This window comes from Candidatus Pelagibacter sp. uisw_091 (assembly GCF_059512525.1).
In genome coordinates this window covers 83,729-106,197 of record NZ_CM183455.1, presented here as the reverse complement: position 1 = coordinate 106,197, position 22,469 = coordinate 83,729, and the positions used below count along the sequence as shown (strand labels likewise).

At 29.0% G+C, this 22,469-nt stretch carries 21 protein-coding genes and 1 riboswitch; of the genes, 11 read left to right on the top strand and 10 right to left on the bottom strand.

Features of this window, described 5'->3' with window-relative positions:
- The first annotated feature begins 40 nt into the window (after positions 1–40).
- Positions 41–2,587, top strand: a complete 2,547-nt coding sequence (gene secA / locus AC5YGA_RS00545) for a preprotein translocase subunit SecA (protein ID WP_415308602.1) — start codon at positions 41–43, stop codon at positions 2,585–2,587.
- On the opposite strand, the gene AC5YGA_RS00540 is transcribed toward secA, so the two are convergent.
- Complete coding sequence (locus tag AC5YGA_RS00540; RefSeq protein WP_415308600.1) at positions 2,582–3,688, bottom strand: acetyl-CoA carboxylase carboxyltransferase subunit alpha; 1,107 nt, start codon at positions 3,686–3,688, stop codon at positions 2,582–2,584. The genes secA and AC5YGA_RS00540 overlap by 6 nt on opposite strands.
- 93 nt (positions 3,689–3,781) lie before the next feature.
- Positions 3,782–3,868, top strand: a riboswitch (glycine riboswitch).
- A 72-nt stretch (positions 3,869–3,940) separates the two neighbouring features.
- Between AC5YGA_RS00540 and AC5YGA_RS00535 the strand changes: the two genes are divergently transcribed.
- Positions 3,941–6,142, top strand: a complete 2,202-nt coding sequence (locus AC5YGA_RS00535; RefSeq protein ID WP_415308598.1) for a malate synthase G — start codon at positions 3,941–3,943, stop codon at positions 6,140–6,142.
- Here AC5YGA_RS00535 and recR read toward each other — a convergent pair.
- From recR to kdsB, 5 genes are all read right to left on the bottom strand, one after another.
- Positions 6,129–6,740 carry a recombination mediator RecR gene (recR, locus tag AC5YGA_RS00530; protein ID WP_415308596.1) on the bottom strand — a complete coding sequence of 204 codons (612 nt, stop codon included), beginning with the start codon at positions 6,738–6,740 and terminating at the stop codon, positions 6,129–6,131. The two genes, AC5YGA_RS00535 and recR, sit on opposite strands and share 14 nt — an antisense overlap.
- Before the next feature lie 4 nt (positions 6,741–6,744).
- Complete coding sequence (locus tag AC5YGA_RS00525; protein ID WP_415308594.1) at positions 6,745–7,062, bottom strand: YbaB/EbfC family nucleoid-associated protein; 318 nt, start codon at positions 7,060–7,062, stop codon at positions 6,745–6,747.
- Positions 7,055–8,740: a DNA polymerase III subunit gamma/tau gene (dnaX, locus tag AC5YGA_RS00520; protein WP_415308592.1), complete on the bottom strand. Its 1,686-nt coding sequence runs from the start codon at positions 8,738–8,740 to the stop codon at positions 7,055–7,057. Before dnaX ends, AC5YGA_RS00525 begins: the two co-directional genes overlap by 8 nt.
- 142 nt (positions 8,741–8,882) lie before the next feature.
- Positions 8,883–9,713 carry a prephenate dehydratase domain-containing protein gene (locus AC5YGA_RS00515; protein WP_415308590.1) on the bottom strand — a complete coding sequence of 277 codons (831 nt, stop codon included), beginning with the start codon at positions 9,711–9,713 and terminating at the stop codon, positions 8,883–8,885.
- A gap of 1 nt (position 9,714) precedes the next feature.
- Complete coding sequence (gene kdsB / locus AC5YGA_RS00510) at positions 9,715–10,455, bottom strand: 3-deoxy-manno-octulosonate cytidylyltransferase (RefSeq protein ID WP_415308588.1); 741 nt, start codon at positions 10,453–10,455, stop codon at positions 9,715–9,717.
- Positions 10,456–10,559: 104 nt separating this feature from the next.
- Here kdsB and AC5YGA_RS00505 point away from each other — a divergent pair, with 104 nt between their 5' ends.
- Positions 10,560–11,099: a c-type cytochrome gene (locus AC5YGA_RS00505; RefSeq protein WP_415308586.1), complete on the top strand. Its 540-nt coding sequence runs from the start codon at positions 10,560–10,562 to the stop codon at positions 11,097–11,099.
- Here AC5YGA_RS00505 and argF read toward each other — a convergent pair.
- The 3 genes from argF to AC5YGA_RS00490 are packed head-to-tail and all read right to left on the bottom strand — an operon-like array spanning position 11,091 to position 14,005.
- Positions 11,091–12,020 (bottom strand): ornithine carbamoyltransferase, encoded by a 930-nt coding sequence (argF, locus tag AC5YGA_RS00500; protein WP_415308584.1) that lies wholly within the window; start codon positions 12,018–12,020, stop codon positions 11,091–11,093. The genes AC5YGA_RS00505 and argF overlap by 9 nt on opposite strands.
- A gap of 2 nt (positions 12,021–12,022) precedes the next feature.
- Positions 12,023–13,189 (bottom strand): aspartate aminotransferase family protein, encoded by a 1,167-nt coding sequence (locus tag AC5YGA_RS00495; RefSeq protein ID WP_415308582.1) that lies wholly within the window; start codon positions 13,187–13,189, stop codon positions 12,023–12,025.
- A gap of 3 nt (positions 13,190–13,192) precedes the next feature.
- The gene (locus AC5YGA_RS00490) at positions 13,193–14,005 is read right to left on the bottom strand and encodes an ABC transporter permease (RefSeq protein WP_415308580.1); all 813 of its coding nucleotides are present in this window, start codon (positions 14,003–14,005) and stop codon (positions 13,193–13,195) included.
- Positions 14,006–14,127: 122 nt separating this feature from the next.
- Here AC5YGA_RS00490 and AC5YGA_RS00485 point away from each other — a divergent pair, with 122 nt between their 5' ends.
- Positions 14,128–14,628 (top strand): GcrA family cell cycle regulator, encoded by a 501-nt coding sequence (locus AC5YGA_RS00485; RefSeq protein ID WP_415308579.1) that lies wholly within the window; start codon positions 14,128–14,130, stop codon positions 14,626–14,628.
- A gap of 169 nt (positions 14,629–14,797) precedes the next feature.
- Here the strand turns inward: AC5YGA_RS00485 and AC5YGA_RS00480 are convergent, their stop codons facing one another.
- Positions 14,798–15,766: a complex I NDUFA9 subunit family protein gene (locus AC5YGA_RS00480; protein WP_415308577.1), complete on the bottom strand. Its 969-nt coding sequence runs from the start codon at positions 15,764–15,766 to the stop codon at positions 14,798–14,800.
- A gap of 16 nt (positions 15,767–15,782) precedes the next feature.
- On the opposite strand from AC5YGA_RS00480, the gene AC5YGA_RS00475 reads away from it, so the two are divergent.
- Genes AC5YGA_RS00475 through AC5YGA_RS00445 form a run of 7 tightly spaced genes read left to right on the top strand, consistent with a single transcriptional unit; the run spans position 15,783 to position 22,468 of the window.
- Positions 15,783–16,394, top strand: a complete 612-nt coding sequence (locus tag AC5YGA_RS00475; protein ID WP_415308575.1) for a ribonuclease D — start codon at positions 15,783–15,785, stop codon at positions 16,392–16,394.
- A complete protein-coding gene (locus tag AC5YGA_RS00470; protein WP_415308573.1) occupies positions 16,395–17,366 on the top strand; it encodes a KpsF/GutQ family sugar-phosphate isomerase in 972 nt (323 codons plus the stop codon).
- Positions 17,356–17,970, top strand: a complete 615-nt coding sequence (locus tag AC5YGA_RS00465; RefSeq protein WP_415308571.1) for a hypothetical protein — start codon at positions 17,356–17,358, stop codon at positions 17,968–17,970. Before AC5YGA_RS00470 ends, AC5YGA_RS00465 begins: the two co-directional genes overlap by 11 nt.
- Position 17,971: 1 nt before the next feature.
- Positions 17,972–18,748 carry an ATP-binding cassette domain-containing protein gene (locus tag AC5YGA_RS00460; protein WP_415308569.1) on the top strand — a complete coding sequence of 259 codons (777 nt, stop codon included), beginning with the start codon at positions 17,972–17,974 and terminating at the stop codon, positions 18,746–18,748.
- Between the two features lies 1 nt (position 18,749).
- Positions 18,750–20,072, top strand: coding sequence for a 3-phosphoshikimate 1-carboxyvinyltransferase (gene aroA, locus AC5YGA_RS00455; RefSeq protein ID WP_415308567.1), 1,323 nt, complete (start codon positions 18,750–18,752; stop codon positions 20,070–20,072).
- A gap of 6 nt (positions 20,073–20,078) precedes the next feature.
- A complete protein-coding gene (locus AC5YGA_RS00450) occupies positions 20,079–20,738 on the top strand; it encodes a (d)CMP kinase (protein WP_415308566.1) in 660 nt (219 codons plus the stop codon).
- A complete protein-coding gene (locus AC5YGA_RS00445) occupies positions 20,738–22,468 on the top strand; it encodes a S1 RNA-binding domain-containing protein (RefSeq protein ID WP_415308564.1) in 1,731 nt (576 codons plus the stop codon). Before AC5YGA_RS00450 ends, AC5YGA_RS00445 begins: the two co-directional genes overlap by 1 nt.
- The last annotated feature ends 1 nt before the right edge of the window (position 22,469 follow it).

Genomic DNA, 22,469 nt, shown 5'->3' with positions numbered 1-22,469 from the left:
ATATTAAAAGCTGTAATTAATTATATACCAAAAAAACTAGATGCTTAATCCTTTAAATTTTTTCTCAAAATTCGTTAAATCAAGTAATCAAAAAGAGTTAGACAAAATCGCTAAGATTGTTGAAAAAGTTAACTCTTTTGAGGGTATCGTTCAAGATATTTCAGATAACGATTTTCCTAAAAAAACATTAGAACTTAAAAAAAAACTCAATGAAGGCAAAAATATTAATGACTTGTTACCCGAGGCTTTTGCGCTTGTAAGAGAAGCTTCTAAAAGAACTAGAAATGAAAGACATTTCGATGTTCAAATAGTGGGAGGTATCGTTCTGCATCAGGGAAAAATTGCAGAAATGAAAACTGGAGAAGGTAAGACTCTAACCATAAGTCTTGCAGCCTACTTAAATGCTCTACGCGGTAAAGGTGTTCATATTGTTACTGTTAATGACTACTTAGCTAAAAGAGATTCTCAAGAAATGGGAGAAATTTATAAATTTTTAGGATTAACCTCTGGTTATATAAATAATAGTCAGGATGATTTTGAAAGAAAACAAAATTATAATTTTGATATTACATATGCAACTAACAGTGAACTAGGGTTTGATTATTTAAGAGATAATATGAAACACTCTAATGACCAAATGGTTCAAAGGGGACATGTTTACACTATTGTAGATGAAATAGATTCTTGTTTAATAGACGAGGCTAGAACTCCATTGGTAATCTCAGGAGCCGCCGAAGATAAAACAGAACAATACCTTGCAATCGATAAGTTAACCAGAAGACTAATACCTAAACATTATGAAATTGATGAAAAAGATAAAAATATTTTACTTACAAATGATGGAATAAATAATGTGGAAGAAATGTTTTCTAATGCAGGAATTTTAAAAAATAATAATTTTTATGATCCTGAAAACTTGAGTTTGGTTCATCATGTGAATCAGTCATTAAAAGCTAATCATTTATTTGAAAAAGGTAGAGACTACATAGTCAAAGATGGAACATTAAAAATTATCGACGAACTTACTGGAAGAATCTTAGAAGGAAGAAGGTTTGGAGATGGTCTTCACCAGGCTCTTGAAGCAAAAGAAAGAATAGAGGTACAACCTGAAAATCAAACACTTGCATCTATAACTTATCAAAATTACTTCAAACTTTACGATAAAATTTCTGGATGTACTGGAACTGCCGCAACAGAATCTCAAGAATTTTATGAAATATATAATTTAATTGTTGTTATCATTCCTACTAATAAAAATATGATTAGAAAAGATTGGAATGATCAAATTTTTAGAACGGAAATAGAAAAAAATAAAGCTATCATCAAAAAAGTTATTGAATGCCACAAACAAAATCAGCCAATTTTAGTTTTTACTTCAAGTATTAATAAATCTGAAATTTATTCAAAATTACTAAATGAAGAGAAAATAAAACATGTTGTTTTAAATGCAAAAAATCATGAAAATGAAGCTGAAATCATTGCAAATGCAGGAAAAAAGAACTCAGTTATAATTACTACAAGTATTTCAGGAAGAGGAGTTGATATTCAGCTAGGTGGAAAAAAAGGAAGTCAGCCTGATGAAGAACTTTTAGTAAACAAGAATAAGATAAAATCATTGGGTGGATTGTATGTGATTGGTACTGAACGAATGGAATCTAGAAGAGTTGACAACCAAGCAAGAGGAAGGGCTGGACGTCAAGGTGATGAAGGAAGTTCAATCTTTTATGTTAGTTTAGAGGATGATTTGATGAGAATTTTTGGCTCAGAGTCTATGAATAACATCTTACAAAAACTTGGCTTAAAAGATGGGGAAAGTATTGATCATCCTTGGATTAATAAAGCCCTTGAAAGAGCTCAACAAAAAGTTGAGGCAAGAAACTTTGATATAAGAAAAAATTTACTTAAATTTGATGATGTTTTAAATGATCAAAGGCATGTAATATTTTCTCAAAGAAACGCTGTAATGAATAGTGAAAAAGTTTTTGATTATTCTAATGAATTTTTATCAGAAATTATAGGTCATCTAGTTAGCTTGAAAGCTCAAAAGTTATCAAAAATTAAAAATAATGAATTTAGTAATCAATTAAAAATTTTACTTGGAAAAAGTGTAGATGAAAGTGAGTTTGCAAATTTAACTAACTTAAAAGACCAAGACTTTAAAGAAAAAGTTAAATCTAAATTTTTAGAATCAAGAAATGAGAGAATTAAAATGCTCGGTGAAGAAAAGGCAAGAGAAGTTGAAAAAAGAATTTTTCTTCAAAGTATTGATTTAAACTGGAAGTCTCATATACAATACCTTGAACAATTAAGACAAGTTATTGGACTTAGATCTTATGGTCAAAGAGATCCATTAGTTGAGTATAAAAAAGAAGCCTTTCATCTTTTTGAAAATTTATTAAATAAACTAAAAATTGACTTTGTAACAATTTTAATTAATTTAAAAATAGTTCAAGAGGCTCCTCAAGAAAAAGAGGTTTATAAACCACCTGTGATTGATCCAAAATATATTGGGAAAAAAATGAGTAGAAATGAACCTTGCTTTTGTGGATCTGGTAAGAAATATAAAAAATGCTGTGGAGCTCTATAAAAAAAATATTAAATAACTTAGCAAAACCAACGCTATGAGAGAAGCTCCTAAATTGATTTTTGATTTAAAAAAGCTTTCAATAAACTCATTAACCTTATTTTTTTTCATACTTAGTGCACTCAAGTCATCTAATTGACTAATAAATCCTTTTGATCTTCCAATAGTTAGAAATTTATTTTTTCTATGATTCAAAACTTCGTCTCTACTCATATTGGAGAATTCATTTAGGTTGCTTTCAATAGATTTTCTTATGTTTACTAAAATTAAATCTCTATCTCTATGAGCTCCACCAATTGGTTCTGGAATAATCTCATCAATTACTTTTAATTCTAGAAGATTTTTTGAGGATAATTTCATTGCTTTTGCAGCATCAAGTGTTCTTTTTGGATCTCTCCATAAGATTGTTGCACATCCTTCAGGAGAAATTACAGAGTAAATTGCATTTTCTAACATAACAACTTTATTGGATGATGCTAATGCTATTGCTCCACCAGAGCCACCTTCTCCAATAACAATTGCTAAGGTTGGAACACTTAATGACATGCAACATTCTATTGATTTTGCAATTGCTTCAGCTTGACCTCTTTCCTCGGCGCCAACGCCTGGGTATGCACCTGGGGTATCTATAAAAGAAATTACTGGAATATTAAATTTATTAGCGAGTTTCATCAATCTAATAGTTTTTCTATAACCCTCGGGTCTCATCATCCCAAAATTTCTTTCAATTCTAGTTTCGAGGCTATCACCCTTTTCTTGACCTATAACTAAAATTGATTTTTCATTAAATTTTGCAAACCCAGCTAGAACAGATTTATCTTCTCCATAAAACCTATCTCCAGACAGTGGAATAAAATCTTCAAATAAATTGTCTATAAAAAACTTAGCTTTAGGTCTATCTTCATGTCTTGCGACTAACGTTGTTTGCCATGGGTCAAGGTTAGAATAAATTTCTTTTAGCTTGTTATCTATCTCTTCTTGAGATTCAGAAATTTTTTTTGTATCTACCTCTGAAAGTCCATCCTGATTGTATGGATCTTTTAGTTTTTCTATTTCAGCTTCTAAATTTTTAATATCAGTTTCGAAATTTAAATAATTTTTCATAAGAATAGTTTTAATTATTAATTAATTCACAAAAAAGGCAATAAAATGTTTTAAATAATTAATATTTGACTTAATAGTATTAACAAGTAATCTTCACTCTTATCGGGAGAGACTAAATATATTAGCGCCGAAGGAGCAACCACCCCGGAAACTCTCAGGCAAAAGGACCGATAATAAACATAACACTCTGGAAAGAGATTTAATCTCGCCGATGGAGCAAAAACTCTCAGGCAAACATACAGATGGGGTAAAATGAGTGCTATGAAAGAACAATATACAAAAATATATAATCTATCAGTTTCTAATAAATTGTTTGACTTTGTGAACAATGAATTACTTAAAAATACAAATATCTCTTCAGAAAAATTTTGGAAAGGTTTCGATAAAGTAGTTCATGAATTAGCTCCAAAAAATAAAAAACTTTTAGAGATAAGAGGAGCTTTACAAAAAAAGATGGATGATTGGCATATTGCCAATAGAGGTAATGAAATTAATCCAGAAAAATACAAAAAATTTTTACAGGAAATTGGCTACTTAAAAGAAGTTGGTCCTGATTTTAAGATTAAAACAAAAAATATTGACGAAGAGATAGCTAGTATTGCTGGACCACAATTAGTCGTTCCCATTATGAATGAAAGGTATGCACTTAATGCAGCTAATGCAAGATGGATGAGTTTATATGATAGTTTATATGGTACAGATGTAATTGAACAATCTGAAGATAGTACTGCACAGAGATATGATCCCTTAAGAGGTGAAATGGTCATAAGATATGGAAGAAACTTTTTAGAAAGATATTTTCCTTTAGAGAACATAATTCTTGGATGGGCAAATATAACTACTTTTAAAATAGAAGATGGTTCACTTATCATTTGTAAAGATAAACAAAAAACAAAATTAAAAGATAAGAATAAATTTATAGGTCATAGAGGTGAAGCAGACAATCCTAGCGCCATCATTCTTAAGAATAATAATTTACATATAGAAATAATAATAAACCCAAAAGCATTTAGTGCAGTACAAGATCCTGCTGGTATAAGTGACATTATTGTTGAAGCTGCAGTTTCAACTATATGTGACAATGAAGATAGCGTTGCAGCAGTTGACTCTGAAGATAAAGTTATTTGTTATCGTAATTGGCTTGGTCTTATGAAAGGTGATTTAAAGTCTAAATTTGAAAAAAATGGTAAAATTTTTGAGCGTAAATTAAATCCTAACAGAAGTTATATTTCTAAAGATGGCATGGGGTTAAAGCTACATGGAAGAAGTTTATTATTAATAAGAAATGTAGGCCATCTAATGACTAACTCTGCGATTATTTTAAAAGATGGCTCTCAAATACCTGAGGGGATAATGGATGCATTTATTACGTCTGCCGCATGTCTTCATGACTTGAAGAAGAAGGGAAATTCTAGAACTGGATCAATTTATATTGTTAAACCAAAAATGCATGGACCAGATGAAACTACATTTACTGATTTAATTTTTTCTAGAGTCGAAGAAGTTTTGGAGCTAGAAAAATATACCTGTAAAATTGGAATAATGGATGAGGAACGAAGAACTTCTTCAAATTTAAAAGAATGTATTAGGACATTAGAAAATAGAGTATTTTTTATTAATACAGGATTTTTGGATCGTACTGGAGACGAAATACATACTTCAATGGAGGCTGGTCCAATGATTAAAAAAGGAGACATGAAGTCCTCTAAATGGATTACTGCATATGAAAATAATAATGTTGATATTGGTCTTCAATGTGGTTTTTCCGGTAAAGCTCAAATTGGCAAAGGAATGTGGGCGATGCCTGATAAAATGACTGAAATGATGGAACAAAAAACTAGTCACCTAAGAGCTGGAGCAAATTGTGCTTGGGTGCCGTCACCAACTGCTGCTGCACTTCACTCCCTTCATTATCATGAAGTTAATATATTTGATAAACAAAAAGAAATTCAAAGAAGAGATTCGGCAAAACTTGATGATTTATTAACGTTACCAATTGCAAATAGACCTAACTGGTCAATGGAAGAAATTAATTCTGAAATTTCTAATTCTGCACAAACTCTCTTAGGGTATGTTGTAAGATGGATAGATCATGGAGTTGGCTGTTCAAAAGTACCTGATATTAATAATATTGGTTTAATGGAAGATAGAGCTACTTTAAGAATTTCATCTCAGCATATTGCCAATTGGATACACCATGATATTTGTACAAAATCACAAGTTATGGAAATAATGAAAAAAATGGCAAAAATTGTTGATGATCAAAATAAAAATGATGGCGCTTATTCTCGTTCTGGAAGAGGAAGCTACGAGATGATGTCTGAAAATTTTGAACAATCAATTGCTTTCAAGACGGCTTGTGATTTAATCTTTAAAGGTAAAGAACAACCCTCTGGTTATACAGAGCCATTATTACATTTTAATAGATTGCTAAAAAAATCTAGTCAGAATTAGTTTTAATTCCAGTTCTATTTTTAAAAGCTGAATATAAAGTCCCATCGTCAAGACTTTCTATTTCACCACCAACAGGTAAGCCTTGCGCAAGTTTTGAGATTTTTGCGCTTGTTTTTTTAAGACTATCTTGAATATAATAGGCTGTAGTTTGGCCTTCAACAGTTGCACTTGTTGCTAAAATAACCTCTTCAATATTTTCTCTAACAACTCTCTCAACTAGTGAATTAATTAAGAGATCCTCTTTCCTTTGACCAGCAGATGAAATTGTTCCACCTAATATATGAAAGTATCCTTTATAAATATTTGAATTTTCTATAGACCACTGGTCTGCTATATCTTCAACAACACATATTTTATTGTATTTTTCTTTTGTATTTTCACAATTATTACAGCCTAAAGAATTAGATTTTAAAGTACCACAAGATTGACACCTAATAACATTTTTATAAACTTGAGCTAAAATATTAGCCATCGGCTTAACTAATTCATCCCTATTGTTAATAAGTTTCAATACAATTCTTTTGGCAGACTTTGGGCCTAGTCCTGGAAGCTTAGCAATTAATTTTATTAATTCTTCTATTTCATTAATATTTTGCATCTGATTAAAGTGGCCATTTAAAACCAGGAATACCAAGCCCACTTGTAGACTTTGAAATTTCTTCAGTTGTTTTTGATTTTAGTTCAGATTTTGCATTATTATGAGCTGCCACTATTAGGTCCTCTATTATCACCTTGTCTTCTTTTATTACCGCATCTGATAAACTTATCTTAATCATTTCGTTATCACCATTTAGTGTAACTTTTATAGAGTTGGAGCCTGATGTTCCCGTAACCTGAATATTTTTAATCTTTTCCTGACTTTCTTTCATTTTAGATTCTAATTCTTTGGCTTTATCTAAAATTTTTGTAAAATCAGTCATTTTTAACTTCTTTCACATTAATTTTAACATCAACTAGTTCAGCATCTGGAAAACTTTTTAAAATACTTTTATAAATTGAGGAATTTTTTGTATTTTCTAGCAATTCCTTTCTTAAGTTTGCTTCTATTTGTTTTTTAGATGGCTGACCTTTAGTTTTACTTAGTGTTATTATCCACCTATTATTTGTCCATTCATAAAGTTTTAAAGATAAATCCTTGATGAAGTCTTTATCTAAATCTTCATTAAATGAAATTTCGATTCTTTGATCTTCAAAACTAACAAGATTTACATTTTTTTCTAACTGATATTTTAATTTAATTTCTTTTTTAGAAGAGCATATTTTTAATAAATCATCAAAAGAACTTATTGGACTAATCTGTGTTTCAAATTCCTTATCATCTTTCAATGTTATATCTTCCTCTTGAGCAATATTTTTCATTTGACCAATTGTTTCAGCCTTATCTTTTATTCCAAACAAATCATCACCATCTTTTTTTTGTGAAAGGGATGTTTGGTTAATCTCTTCATTTGTCAGGTGTGAGTTTTCATAGTTTGTATCTGAAGTGTTCGTAATATCTTTTAAATGAATCAATCTAATCAAGAACATTTCCATTGATAAATGTTGATTAGAAACAATATCAAACTCCTCTAATGCCTTAATAGTAAACTGCCAAAATAATATTAAAGTTTTATTGTTAACCTTTTCAGAAATTTTCTTAATTCTATCAAATTCCTCATCATTTAATGAAAAATTTGTACCATCAATATTTAATGACTCAATATTTTTAAAATAATATAAAAGCTCTAAAAAATCATTTATAAAAATTTTAGGCTCAACTCCTTGATTGTAAATTTTTCTATAAGTTTTTAAAACTTCTGTTTCTTTACCTTCAAAAATAAGATCAAATAAACTAATTAATTGAGATTTATCAAAATAACCAAATATTTTTTGTGCAGAAGCTAAATCTAGCGTCTTTTCTTTATCTAATGTAAGCAATGCTCTATCAAGTAATGATAAAGCGTCTCTAACAGATCCTTCTGAAATCTTTATAATTAACTTAAGTGCATCATCAGATACATTGCCATTCTCCTTATCTTTAATCTTTTTTATAAAATCAAGTAATTCTAAAGACTTAATTCTAGATAAATCAAATCTTTGACAACGAGAAACTACAGTAATTGGAATTTTTTTTATTTCTGTAGTTGCAAAAATAAATTTTAAATACTCAGGTGGTTCCTCTAAAGTTTTTAACAATGCATTAAACGCCTGTTTACTAAGCATATGAACTTCATCAATAATAAATATTTTATATTTAGCTGTAGTTGGGCCATATCTAGAAAATTCAATAAGATCTCTTACGTCGTCAACACCAGTTTTACTCGCTGCATCCATTTCTAATACATCAATATGATTTGAATTCGAAATAGCTGTACAATTTTCACAAAGATCATCTTTACAAAGTTTATCGATACCATTGGAGCAATTTAAAGATTTTGCTACTATTCTTGCTGTAGTAGTTTTTCCAATTCCTCTAATTCCAGTAAAAAGATAGGCATTAGGGACTTTATTTGCTTTAATTGAATTAGATATTGTTTCAGCAACAACATTTTGACCTATAAGATCATCAAATGTCTGAGGTCTGTATTTTAAAGCTAAAACTTTTGTATTTTTATTCATTTTTATAAGGAGACTAGAACCTGAAAAACTGTCTTTACGATTGCTTCCGTTAAGATCTGGTCGGGTTCAAGCAGCATTCACCTCTAGCCTCCAGAACTATTATAACAGTAATGTTTTCTAATCTACAAGAAAAGTTTCTGAATTATTTTTCTCTAAATTTATCAGCTTCAAAAACACCCAACACGTGAAAATCTTGACAATGAAGTCCTAATTCTTCTAAGGATTTTTGAACTTTTGGATCTTCTATATGGCCATCTAGATCACATAAGAAAAAATATGATTCAAATGAATTTTGTTCCGGATAGCTCTGAAGTTTTGTTAGATTTACACCATTAATCGCAAATCCTCCTAGAGATTGATAAAGTGCAGCAGGCTTACTTTTTAATTTAAATAAAAAAGAAGTTATATATCTTTTATCTCCAAAATTTGGTTGATAAATCTCTTTGCCCATAACTAAAAATCGAGTTGCGTTACCTTTTTCATTTTCAATGTTGGGTGCAAGTATTTGAAGTTTGTAAATTTTTGCACTTAACGATGAGGCAATTGCTGCTTCACTTTTAATCTTTTTTTTTGAAATTGCTTCTGCTGAACCAGCTGTATCAGCTCGAATGTGTTCAACTAAATTATTTTTTTTAATAAAATTTGAACATTGAGACAAACCTTGTGTGTGAGAAAATACATCTTTTATATCATTCAAGTTAGCACCTGGTTGTCCTAACAAATTATGTTCAATTTTTTGAAAGTGTTCTGCATAAATATTCAATCTGTGTTTAAAAATTAGATATTCTATTCCAATATTTCCTGTAATACGATTTGACTCAGGTATTACCATTCGAGAATTTTTTTCTGAGGATGTTTTTTTAAAACATTCATCAAAAGTTTTACATGGAATAACTTCAGCATTAGGATCAACTTCAAGTGCTGCTAGATGTGAATATGCTCCAAAAGTTCCTTGAATATAAATTTTGCTCATTTTATATTTTATATTCCATAATTTTTTTTATAGCTAGATAATCTTCTTGAGTATCAACACCTATGGGAGAAGTCCCTGCAAGAGCTACGTTGATTTTTAACTTATTATCTAAAGCTCTTAATTGTTCTAATTTATTTTCTTTTTCATTAATGGTTTGATCTAAGCTAATAAACTTTTTTAATATATTGGTTTTATAAGAATATATTCCAATATGGTGATAATTATTTTGATAATCTTTTGATAAATTGTCTCTAGTAAAATTTAGTGCTATCGGAAAATTATTTTTAGCTAACTTTTTATCTGTAACAACCTTAACTACATTTCTATTATTAAGTATTGTATCATCTTCAATTTTTGCTGCCAATGTTCCAAGCTCTGCATCTTGATTAATCATAAAATTATTTAAGTTAATAATGTCATCTTTATTAATATCAGGTTCATCTCCTTGTAAATTTAATATGTAATCTATATTTTTTATATTAAGTTTTTCGTAAGCTTCGTAAATTCTATCTGTACCTGTTTTATGATTTTTATTTGTTAAAATTGCTCTGCCTCCATTCTTAAGAACATCTTTTAGTATTTCCTGATTGTCGGTTGCCACTACTACTTCACCAATATTTGCTTCTTCTGCTCTTTTAAAAACATGCGAAATAATTGACAAATTATTAATTTTTAGAAGTGGCTTGCCAGGCAACCTAGTTGCGGCCATTCTTGACGGTATTAATATTAGTGTTTTTTTCATTATAAAATTATCAACTTTATGCGTCTAACAGACGCTAAATTACAAAATAAAAAATTAAGTATTTTTTAATTATCATGTTATATGTCCAAAATAATTATAATTAAATGGATTCGTTCGAACTAAATAAAATTATTGCTGCAGTTTTGATGGTTGCACTACTTGTAATCGGTTTAGGGAAGATTGCAGATGGTGTTTTTCATGTGAAGAAACCAAAAAACCCTGGATATCAGGTTGAAGTTGAAAGCCAATTAACCTCAGGCACAACCCAGGCAGTTGAATTGGTGGAAAAAATAGATATTGCTGCAATTATGGCATTAGGTGATGTGGCGAGTGGAGAAAAAATTTTTAAAAAATGTGCAGCATGTCACTCGATAAATAAAGGTGGAAAAAATAAGATTGGCCCAGCATTATATAATGTTGTTGGTAGAGCAGTTGGTGGAGTGAATGACTACAAATACTCTAAAGCTTTAGCCTCATACGGTAAAGAATGGACTTTTGAAGAATTGAATGGGTTTTTACAAAAACCTGCTAGTTATTTAAAAGGAACTAAAATGTCTTATGCTGGTTTAAGAAAAGAAAAAGATAGAGCTTCTGTAATTAAATATTTAAATCAAAAAAGTGATAGTCCCAAACAACTACCTTAGTTTTCCAAAACAATACAATAAAATACTTTTTTGAACGTGCACTCTATTTAGAGCTTGCAACCAAACTTTAGAATTCTTTCCTAAAAAAACCTCACTCGATACTTCAGTGCCTCTTGGTAGGCAGTGCAAGAAAGTTACATCTTTTTTAGCCAAGTTCATTAATTTAGAATTAATTTGAAAATTCTTAAAATCTTTAATTTTTTTACTTTTATTAACCTTATCATTTAAAGAAATAACCTTGTCTGAAAAAATAACATCTGCATTTTTAACTGCTTTTTTAGCATCATTATAAATATTAATTTTTCTTTTATTTTTCTTTACCCAATCAACTACAAATTTTTTAGGCTCATAATTTTTAGGACAACCAATATTTAATTTAAAAGAAAACTTAACTGATGCTGCAATCAAACTGTTAAGAACATTATTTGAATCTCCAATCCAGCAGATATTTAATTTTGAAATAGGCATATTTTTAATCTCTTCTACTGTGAAAATGTCTGATAAAACTTGTGTTGGATGTGAAGATGGACTCAACCCGTTTATAACAGGTATTGTTAAATATTTACTAAATTCCTCTATTTTTTTATCACTATCAGTTCTCAACATAAAACCATCACCATAAGTTGATAAAATTCTTGCTGTATCAGCTAAACTTTCACCTCCTTTTCCAAGATGTAGCTCATTTGCTCTAAGTGTTATAGTTCCACCTCCTAATTGTTTTATTGCGAGGTAAAAGCTTAGTCTTGTTCTGAGGCTTGATTTTTCAAACATTTGAATAAGTAATTTTCCCTTTAAGGGGTAATCTTTATCGACATCAAGTGTACTAAATTTCTTTCTTTTATCTTTTCTTTTTTTTGCATCAGTTACAATTTTTCTAAGGTCTGAAGCGGGTATGTCTTTAAGTGCAATAAAATGATTCATTTTTATTTCTCGATTAAGCAAACTTTTTTGATAATTTTTATAGCCATATCTATTTCTTGTTTTTTAACATTAAGTGGAGGCAGTATTCTTATCACGTTTTCTGCAGCTCTAATTGTCAATAATTTATTGTCCATTAATTTTTGAATAAATTTTGTTTGATCGTTGTGCAACTGTAATCCGATCAATAAACCAACACCTCTCACCTCTTTAATTAACTTTGGAAAGTCTTTTTTTAATTTGTTCAACTCAGAGTGAAAATATTTTGATAACTTTTTAACATTAGTAAGAAATCCTTTTTTAAATATTTTATCTAAAACTGCATTTCCAACAGACATTGCTAATGGATTTCCACCGAATGTTGAGCCATGAGTTCCTGCTGTCATTCCAGATGCTACTCTTTTATTCATTAAAACCGCTCCAAGTGGAAAACCACCTCCAATTCCTTTTGCTATTGGTACAATATCAGGTTTAATTTTTGAGCTTTCAAAGGCAAAAAAATTACCTGATCTACCTATTCCACATTGAACTTCATCCAAAATTAATAAAACTTTTTTCTCATTACATATTTTTCTTAGTCCTTTTAAACACCAATCTGGAATAACTTTAATTCCACCTTCCCCCATAACAGTTTCTACCATGATTGCAGCTGTTCTGCTCGTTATGGATTTCTTTAGTGACTTATGATCTCCAAATTCGAAGTGATCAAATCCATCAACCTTTGGTCCAAAACCTTCTGTCATTTTTTTTGATCCACTGGCATAAATTGTGGCCAATGTTCTTCCGTGAAATGAATTTTTTATACAAAGAATTCTATTTTTATTTGGCTTTCCTATTGAATAGAAATATCTTCTAGCAACTTTAATTGCTGCTTCTGTTGCTTCTGCTCCACTATTTTGAAAGATAATAAAATCAGCAAAAGTTTTTTTAGCTAATCTTGTAGCCAATTTTTCACCTTCTGGAATTATGAATGCATTAGATACATGCCAAAGTTTTTTAGCTTGTTTATTAATTGCTTTTATTAAGTGTGGATTAGCATGTCCTAAAGAGTTAACCGCAATCCCTTGGACAAAATCTAAATATTTTTTTCCATTAGTTGAATAAAGAAAGCTTCCTTTTCCATAATTAAACGAAATTTTTCTTCTATTGTAATTTTTTGCTAAAGCACTCATGATTTAAGACTTAATTTTATAACCTTTTTTGTAAAGAAAAAAAGCCACATACCACATTACAATACTTAAAATTGTTAAATAAATTAATCCTATGGTTATTGAACCATCTGATTTCCCTAAAAAACCGTATCTAAATCCATCAATCATATAAAAGAATGGATTAATATGACTAATAGTTTGAAAAAAATTAGGAAGTTTGTCTATGGAATAAAATACACCAGATAAAAAACTTAATGGAGTAATAACAAAATTTGTGACAGTTGCTGTATGATCAAATTTTTCAGCCCATAGACCAGCAATAAATCCTAAACATCCCAAGATAAAAGCACTTAAAAAACCAAAAATAAAAATAAATAAAATGTTATTTATTGGTAACTCAACTATTAAAGAGAAGACACCTATTGAAATTATTGCAATTAAAAAACTTCTTGTAAGGGCTGCTAATATTATTGCCATTGAAACCTCTAGCGCTGATAAAGGTGCATATAGCATATCAACAATATTTCCCTGAATCTTTCCAATCATTAATGATGAAACTGAATGACTAAATGATTGGGTTAAAATACTCATCGCTATTAAGCCTGGTGCCAAAAAACTTATAAAAGAATAACCAAGTACATCTCCTCTATTATTACCCAAAGCTAGAGATAAAACTGATAAAAATAACAAACTTGATACAAGTGGAGATAGTAATGTTTGTTGCCAAACTGCCATAAACCTATTGCATTCCTTAAGCCATAAACTTTTAAAACCAATCCAGTTTATGAAACCAAATTTTTTTACATTTATTTGATATTTCTTATTCAATTCAACCATAAGTAATCATATATAAATTTTGAAAGATTTGTGTACAAAACAAAAATATCTATTGTTTTTTTTTCAATCCTGTGTGATCTGTATATAGTTATTAAAATTAATTAACATACTAAATATAGATTATGAGCTGGAACGATGAAAAAGTTGGTAAATTAAAAGAACTTTGGGGCAAGGGAAACACAGCCAGTCAAATTGCTGAAATAATTGGTGGGATTAGTAGAAATGCAGTAATTGGAAAAGCTCATAGATTAAACCTATCATCAAAAATTAAAACTAGAAATACTTCAACAAGTCAAAGTTTTGACAGTAGCTCTGAGGAGAATAATTCTAAACAAAAACAGGGAAGAAAGAGTAAATTTAAATCTTTGCTTATTGAAAAAGATTTTGAACCAGAGAATCCTAAAAAATTGGAAGAACTAGATGAAAGCTCTTGCAAATGGCCTATTGGACATCCAGAAGAATCCTCATTTTATTTTTGTGGAAGATCTTCTTTAAAGGATTTTTCATATTGCAAGCTTCATTTATTATATGCTTATCAGCCAAAAGGGAAAAAAGAGGAACCTACTACTGATAAAGAAGAAGAAGTGCCACAGTATATTGATAAAAAAGCTAATACTGCCTAATTACAGTTTTTTTAAAACTATTTTTTTTTGTTTTTATTTTTCCCTTCAATACCTCTCATGATAGACTTAAAAATTAAATATATTAAAAGAGAAAAAATTAAAAAAATTAGAATATAAATAATATTAATAATCATAAAATCATTATACAATTTTAGTTCAAAAAATTCTATTAAGTATTAGTGGGATTATATTTTTTAGTAGAAAACTGACCACCCTCTCTCCACATATAACAATATTTTTCAACCTCTTGATCAAATAGCCTTGTGCTTGGCACTCCTATATCAAAATTGGTTTGGTATTTCATTGAAGGAATATTATCATACTTTAGTAAGGTTAGTTGATCTTCTGTTAATAGTGGTTTTGGAAACAATTGAAATAATTTTGCTGATATATTTGCAACAAAAAAAGGTAGAGGAATTAATAATCTATTCTTGTTAATTAGCTTTAATAATTTTTTTAAAATTTCCTTTAAAGAAATGATTTCAGGTCCTACACACTCGATTATTTTAGAATATATATTTTTAGAAATAACATGATATATGGTGTCTGTTAAATCAGAGCAATGAATTGGAGTAAATTTAGTATCACCATTATAATAAAGTGGAAAAAATGGAAGTCTATTTAGCATGGTCATAAAATTTGTAGTAAAGTTATCATCAACAGAATAAACTACTGATGGCCTTAAAATTGTAGCTAGTGGAAAATTTTTTTGAATGCTAATCTCACCCTCTAGTTTGCTTTTTGCATAGTTTGAATCTGTAGCACTGTTAATACCTAACGCTGATAAATGAATAAACTGTTGCACTTTATATTCTTTACATAGTTTTGCTAAAATAGATGGAAAAATAGTGTGAATATTCTTAAAAGTATTTCCTTTACCACTTTCATACAAAATCCCAATTAAGTTGATACAAATATTAGTTTTAGCAAAAAGTTTTCTAATCTTTATCTCATCAAAGATATTAGCCTCAACTATATCTATATAGCCTGCATTGGCTTGGGTTTTTATTACGTATCCCTTTTGATGAAGGTTTCTAGTGACTACAGTAACCTTATAATTATTTTTAGTAAGCTTTCTGATTAAATGGCTACCTATTTGACCACTGCCTCCAAAAATTAGACAATTTTTCTCTTTCATATATATATAATTAAAAATGACTATTGATATTAAAGTTCACAAAGATGATCTACCAGAAGATTTAGATTTAGGCAATATTATAGCAGTCGATGGAGAGTTTATGGGGCTGAATGTCAAGCGAGATCCTTTATGTCTTATCCAGATATCTAGTGGAAATTCAGATGCTCATATTGTTCAGTTGGATAGATCAAATTATAATGCTCCAAATTTGAATAAAATTCTTTCTGATGAAAAAGTAACAAAAATATTTCATTATGGCAGAGCTGATATGGCTCACATAAAATACTATTTAAAAACAGAAACTAAAAATATTCTAGATACTAAGATTGCCTCAAAATTAGCCAGATCTTATTCAGATAGTCATTCTCTTAAGACTTTGATTAAAGAATTTATTAATATTGATGTGAGTAAACAATTTCAAAGTTCAGATTTTGGAGGTGAATTATCAACAGCTCAACTTAAATATTGTGCAAACGATGTTATTTATTTGCACAAAATTCATGAAGAGCTAAATAAAATTCTTGTAAGAGAAAAAAGAATAAATTTATATAATGATTGTTTAAAATTCTTAAAAACCAGAGTTGATCTCGATTTAGCTTTATTTAAAGACGATATATGGTCCCATTAAATGAAAAAAAAAGATTATAAAAAAGTTGCAAAAACTGTAATTGACCTAGAGATAAAAGCTCTAAAAAAATTAAAAAAATCAATTAATAATTCATTTAATGATGCTGTAGTTTCAATTGCAAGATGTCAATCAAAAATAATTTTATGTGGTGTTGGAAAAAGTGGATTAATTGCAAGCAAGATTGCTGCAACACTATCCTCGGTTGGTAGTCCATCATACACTCTGTCTGCTAGTGATTGTTCACATGGCGATCTTGGTAGCATTTCCAAAAAAGATATTTTGATTTTGATAAGTTACTCTGGAAATTCTGAAGAACTGAAGAATATTATTCAATACACTAATAGAAATAAAATTTTAACAATTGGAATAGTCTCAAAAAAAAATTCTACACTTTATAAAGCTGCAGATATAAAATTATTTATTCCAGAAGTTTTAGAATCTGGATATGGAATAGTGCCTACCTCTAGTACTGTGGCACAACTAAGTTTGGGTGATGCACTTGCTATTGCTTCGATGGAGTATAAAAAATTTGGTAAACTTGACTTCAAAAAATTTCACCCTGCTGGAAGTTTGGGTAAAAAATTAAAAACTGCAGAAGATTTAATGTATACCGGCACGAAAATACCTTTTGCAAATGAAAATATGAAAATGAAACTAGCTCTTAAAATAATTTCTAATAAAAAACTTGGAGTTTTGATTGTTAAAAATAAAAAAGGCATAACAACAGGATTATGCACAGATGGAGATATTAAAAGAGGTATTCAAAAATATAAAGATATTAAAAGCTTACCGTTAAAAAAGATCATGACATACAAACCTGTTTTTATTTATAAAGATATATTAGCAGCTAAGGCTTTACAATTAATGAATGAAAAAAAAATTACAAGCCTATGTGTTAATGATAAAAAAACTAAAAATAAAACAATAGGAATTTTACATATTCACAAAATTCTTGAGGCTGATGTTAGTTAAATTCAATTATAAAATAATTCTACAACTTATTTTAACCCTCATTATACTAGCCGTAATCTACTATACTTATAGTTTTTACATCGATTCTGACGAAACTAAAGTTCGTAGTGATAGCACGCCACAATTATTAATTAACCAGGATGAAGAACCTAATATTGAAGAGGAAAGTTTTATCAAAAAAATTGAATACAACTCAAATGATTTAAATGGCAATAATTACTTTATCCAAGCAGAAACTGCTGATATGAGTACTATCACTTCTAATGTTATTTTAATGAACTCTGTATCAGCCATAATAACCCTTCAAGACTCCACTAAAGTGAAAATTTTTTCAAAGAGTGCAAATTATAATCTTATAAATTTTAATACAGAATTTTCACAAGATATAAAAGTTTCTTACAACGATAATGAAATTTTTACTGAGAATCTTGATTTTAATTTTGAAGATGGTAAAATTTATGCCTATAATAATTTAATTATAAATAATAATTTAAATAATACAAAGTTAGAAGCAGATAGAGTGGAAATTGATTTAATTACTAAAAATACTAAGATTTTATCTAAAAATAATTCAAAAAAAATTTCAATAATTAAAGAAAATTGATATGGCAATTATAAAAAGTTTTAGAATAAAATCTTTTAAACAAAAAAAACCACTGATTGAGCTAAAAAATATCTCACTTTCTTATGGAAATAGACAAATTTTAGATAATATAAGTTTTTCAATAAATCAGGGGGAAATTTTAGGTATGCTTGGTCCCAACGGTGTAGGTAAATCAACAATATTTAACCTAATAACTGGATTGATAAAGCCAGATTATGGAAAAATATTAATAAATGGACATGATGTAACTAGCTACCCTATCTACTTAAGGACTAAAAAATTTAAAATAGGCTATGTACCTCAACATGGAGGTTTTTTTCAAGATCTCACATTGATAGATAACTTAAAAGCTATTGCTGAAATATTAATCAACGACGAAAAAGAAAGAGAATATAAAATTAATAATTTAGTTTCAAGGTTTGAATTTGAATCAACTCTTAATGTTAAAGCAAAGTTTTTATCAGGAGGTCAAAAAAAGAAGTTAGTTATCGCTCTCGCTTTATTATCTGATCCAAAATTACTATTACTAGATGAGTGTTTTGCGGCCCTTGATGTTTTAACAATTAAAATGCTGCAAAAACTTATTATTGATTTACAAATGAATAATAATATTAGTGTATGTATATGTGACCACCAAGCAAGGGATTTGCTTTCTTGTGTCGATTTAGCAATGGTAATATCAAATTGTAAAATTATTTCCAAAGGATCACCCCAAGAAATAATCCAAGATCAAAGAGCTATCACAGCTTATTTTGGAACATCATTTAAAATTAATTAAGGTGTCTAAAATTCTCATAATCAATAATAAGATAAATAGCTTTAATAAAAAAATAATTGTAGACGGTGATAAAAGCTTATCTATAAGATGGGTACTAATTGCTTCACAATCTAATGGCTTATCAAAAGCTCACAATATTTTGATGTCTGAGGATGTTATTGCGGCGCTAGATTCTATTAAAAAATTAGGAATAAAGGTTAAGCGCTACAAAAATTATTGCGAAATAATTGGAAATGGAATTAATGGCTTTAAATATAAAAAAAATTTAACAATAAATGCTAAAAATTCAGGAACACTTGGAAGGCTAATACTTGGGTTACTAATAAAATCACCTTATAGAATAAAATTAGCTGGTGATAAAAGCTTATCTAAAAGAGATTTTTCAAGAATAACCTCACCGTTAGAAAAGTTTGGTGCTAAATTTTATTATAAAAATAAAAATAGATTACCTCTATCAATTCTTGGTTCTCAGTCAGTAAAAAGTATTAAATATTTAGAAAACAAGGGCTCTGCGCAGTGCAAAAGCAGCGTAATGTTTGCAGCACTTATTACACCAGGTAAAACATCTATTAAGGCAAAAAAATCAAGAAATCACTCAGAACTACTTTTTAAATATTTAAAAATACCTATTAAAATAAAAAAAACAAAAAAATATGATTTTATAGATATTAGACAACCAAAAAAAATTAAAGCATTTAATTATCAAATTCCAGGCGATATAAGCTCAAGTGCATTTTTTATTGTACTTACAACTCTTTCAAATAATTCTAAACTTTTGATAAAAAATGTAAATATCAACCCATCAAGAATCGGAGTGATTACTATCTTAAAAAAAATGGGAGCTAAAATATCACTAAAAAATCAAAGAAATTATAGAGGTGAAAAAATTTCTGATATTTTGATAAAAAGCTCAAATAATCTTAAAGGTATAAATTGTCCATCAGAATTAAATAGTAGTGCTATAGATGAATTTTTAATTATTTTTTTAGCAGCAGCAAAAGCAAAAGGTATTTCTTATTTTAAAAATTTAGCTGAACTTAACCAAAAAGAGAGTCCAAGATTAAACTGGGGATCTAAAATTTTGAACATGATGGGTGTTAAAACAAAATTGACAAAAGATTCAATTAAAATTTATGGTCAACCAGATTTAAAAATCTTAAAACCAATTGTAATTAAAAACTATCTAAAAGATCATAGAATTTTTATGATGAGTACAATTGCTGCTTTAACTTGTGGTGGAAAATGGAAAATATATGATAAAGATTCTGTAAATTCATCATTTCCAAATTTTCTTAAAATAATGAAAAAAATAAACACTAAATAAATTAATATGAAAAAATATAAAAAGAAATGCTGGCAAGTAGCAATCGATTCGCCTGCTGCTGCAGGAGCTGGCACGCAAGCAAAGCTAATTTCTAAACATTATAAACTTTTGTATCTTGATTCTGGAAAAATTTATCGTCTCTTAGCTTACTTAAAAATAAAAAATCAAAAAAAATTCAGCTATTCTTTTGTTTCAAAAAAAATGAAGACCTTAAAAATGTCAGACTTGCAGAGTAAAAAGCTTCTATCTGATGATGTTGGAAATATGGCCTCAGTAATTGCAAAGGATATAAAAATTAGAAAACTAGCACACAACTTTCAAATGGAATGCGCATATAATCCTGCAAATAAATATAAAGGATCAGTCATTGATGGAAGAGACATAACTTACAATATAATGCCTGAGGCTGATTTTAAATTTTTTATCACTGCAAGTGTTAAAACAAGAGCACTTAGAAGATATAAGGAGTTAAAAGAGTTAAATAAAAAAATATCACTCAATGAGGTGCTAAAAAGTATCAAAAAACGTGATAAAAGTGACTATAATAGAAAAGTATCGCCTTTAAAAAGAACAAAAGATCAATACTTGATATCTTCCGAAAATGAATCTAAAAGATCATGCTTTCTAAAAATAAAACAAATAATGGATAAAAAAATTAACGCTTAATGGAAATATACAATAATCTAGATACTGCAGCATCAAAAGAATTCGAACAGCTATTAAATTCACAATTTACAAAAACAGCAAACCTTGAAGAGGGGAAAATTATTTCAGGTGTGGTAAATAAGGTAACTGAGAACTTTGTATTTCTTGAAGTGCCAGGACTAAAATCTGAACCTATTTTAGATATTAATGAATTAAAAAGCATGGGTATGCTTGATAAAGCAAAAGTAGGTGAAAAAATTTCAGTTCTTCTTGAAAGATTAGAAGATAAAAAAGGTGAAGTATTAGTATCAGCTTCTAAAGCGCAAAAAATTCAAGGTTGGGATAAACTTGTTGAGGCTTATGAAAAAAATGAACCTATAATGGGAAAAATTACAGGTCGTGTCAAAGGTGGGTGTATTGTTGAACACATCGACACTGGATCTTTAATGTTTTTACCAGGTTCACAAATTTCAGACAAACCATTAAAAGATATTAGTCATTTAATGAATGAACCACAAAAATTTGCTCTTATCAAATTGGATAAAGTTAGAGGGAATGCATGTGTTTCTAGAAGAGAGATCATTTCTTCATTTAAAAAAGAGGATAAAATTAAAATTGTTGAAAAATTCAAAGTTGGAGATGTAATTAAAGGAGCTGAAGTTAAAGGTTACAGTTCATTTGGTTGTTTTTTTAGTGTTAATGGTGAGCTTGATGTTTTAGTTCACCTTCAAGAAATTTCTTATTCAAGAGTAAACCATCCAGATGAAGTTTTTACAATTGGTGAAAAACATGATCTATTAGTGATTTCAGTGGACAGGGAAAAATTACAAGTCGGCTGTTCCATTAAACAACTTTCTCCAGACCCTTTTGATGATATTGCAAACTACGAACTAAATAAAATTTACAAAGTTAAGGTAGTTAAACTTATGGATTTTGGTCTGTTTGCAGAACTTCAGCCTGGATTATCAACATTGCTTCATACATCTGAATTATCATGGACAAAAAAGAATCCTTCAGCAAAAAAAATGTTTAAAGTAGGAGATGAAATTTCGATTGTCATAACAGAAATTGATAAAGAGAAAAGAAGAGTTGCAATTTCACACCGTCTAACAACTGAAAATCCTTTTGATACATTTGAAAGCAAATACCCTATTGGCTCAGAAGTTGAAGGCGAAGTTGCAAGTAAAAACGAATACTCTATTTTCTTAAAAATAAACGGATTAGATATTGATGCATTCTTACACTGTAATGATCTTACTTACCTTGCAAATGCTGAGGAAGAGTTAGCTAAACACAAAATCGGGGATAAATTAAAAGTTAAGGTATTAGAGGTTAAAGCAGCTGAACAAAAAGTTAGAGTTGGCTTACGTCAAACTCAAATAGACCCGTTTAGTTGGTTTAATGATAAAAAAGTTAACCAACCTATTACTGTTAAAATAATTTCATCTGATAACAAGGGTTTAGTTGTTAGACCTGAAGGTTGTGAAATGGACTTTATTATCAAAAAATCTGCAATAGCTGTAAATGCAGCCGATGCAAGACCTGCAAGATTTACAGGTGGTGAAAGAATTGACTGTGCAATCCAAGAATTAGATTTAGATAAGAGAAAAGTTGTATTAAGTATTAAATTACTAGAAGAAATTGAAAGAAAAGTAGCATTAGACACTTATGGCTCCGAAGCGAGTGGAAAAAACTTACCTTTCTCATCTTTATCTGACGACCTAGAGAAGAAGAAGAAAAAAGAAGAATAAA

What these genes read in the sequence shown, in the direction of transcription:
- AC5YGA_RS00495 (WP_415308582.1), bottom strand. Translation starts at nt 13,189, where the DNA reads ATGAGTGCTTTAGCAAAAAATTACAATAGAAGAAAAATTTCGTTTAAT.
- AC5YGA_RS00470 (WP_415308573.1), top strand. Translation starts at nt 16,395, where the DNA reads ATGAAAAAAAAAGATTATAAAAAAGTTGCAAAAACTGTAATTGACCTA.
- AC5YGA_RS00445 (WP_415308564.1), top strand. Translation starts at nt 20,738, where the DNA reads ATGGAAATATACAATAATCTAGATACTGCAGCATCAAAAGAATTCGAA.
- AC5YGA_RS00535 (WP_415308598.1), top strand. Translation starts at nt 3,941, where the DNA reads ATGAGTGCTATGAAAGAACAATATACAAAAATATATAATCTATCAGTT.
- AC5YGA_RS00480 (WP_415308577.1), bottom strand. Translation starts at nt 15,766, where the DNA reads ATGAAAGAGAAAAATTGTCTAATTTTTGGAGGCAGTGGTCAAATAGGT.
- dnaX (WP_415308592.1), bottom strand. Translation starts at nt 8,740, where the DNA reads ATGAATAAAAATACAAAAGTTTTAGCTTTAAAATACAGACCTCAGACA.
- AC5YGA_RS00525 (WP_415308594.1), bottom strand. Translation starts at nt 7,062, where the DNA reads ATGACTGATTTTACAAAAATTTTAGATAAAGCCAAAGAATTAGAATCT.
- AC5YGA_RS00505 (WP_415308586.1), top strand. Translation starts at nt 10,560, where the DNA reads ATGGATTCGTTCGAACTAAATAAAATTATTGCTGCAGTTTTGATGGTT.
- AC5YGA_RS00490 (WP_415308580.1), bottom strand. Translation starts at nt 14,005, where the DNA reads ATGGTTGAATTGAATAAGAAATATCAAATAAATGTAAAAAAATTTGGT.
- kdsB (WP_415308588.1), bottom strand. Translation starts at nt 10,455, where the DNA reads ATGAAAAAAACACTAATATTAATACCGTCAAGAATGGCCGCAACTAGG.
- AC5YGA_RS00540 (WP_415308600.1), bottom strand. Translation starts at nt 3,688, where the DNA reads ATGAAAAATTATTTAAATTTCGAAACTGATATTAAAAATTTAGAAGCT.
- AC5YGA_RS00475 (WP_415308575.1), top strand. Translation starts at nt 15,783, where the DNA reads ATGACTATTGATATTAAAGTTCACAAAGATGATCTACCAGAAGATTTA.
- secA (WP_415308602.1), top strand. Translation starts at nt 41, where the DNA reads ATGCTTAATCCTTTAAATTTTTTCTCAAAATTCGTTAAATCAAGTAAT.
- AC5YGA_RS00465 (WP_415308571.1), top strand. Translation starts at nt 17,356, where the DNA reads ATGTTAGTTAAATTCAATTATAAAATAATTCTACAACTTATTTTAACC.
- AC5YGA_RS00515 (WP_415308590.1), bottom strand. Translation starts at nt 9,713, where the DNA reads ATGAGCAAAATTTATATTCAAGGAACTTTTGGAGCATATTCACATCTA.
- AC5YGA_RS00450 (WP_415308566.1), top strand. Translation starts at nt 20,079, where the DNA reads ATGAAAAAATATAAAAAGAAATGCTGGCAAGTAGCAATCGATTCGCCT.
- AC5YGA_RS00485 (WP_415308579.1), top strand. Translation starts at nt 14,128, where the DNA reads ATGAGCTGGAACGATGAAAAAGTTGGTAAATTAAAAGAACTTTGGGGC.
- argF (WP_415308584.1), bottom strand. Translation starts at nt 12,020, where the DNA reads ATGAATCATTTTATTGCACTTAAAGACATACCCGCTTCAGACCTTAGA.
- AC5YGA_RS00460 (WP_415308569.1), top strand. Translation starts at nt 17,972, where the DNA reads ATGGCAATTATAAAAAGTTTTAGAATAAAATCTTTTAAACAAAAAAAA.
- recR (WP_415308596.1), bottom strand. Translation starts at nt 6,740, where the DNA reads ATGCAAAATATTAATGAAATAGAAGAATTAATAAAATTAATTGCTAAG.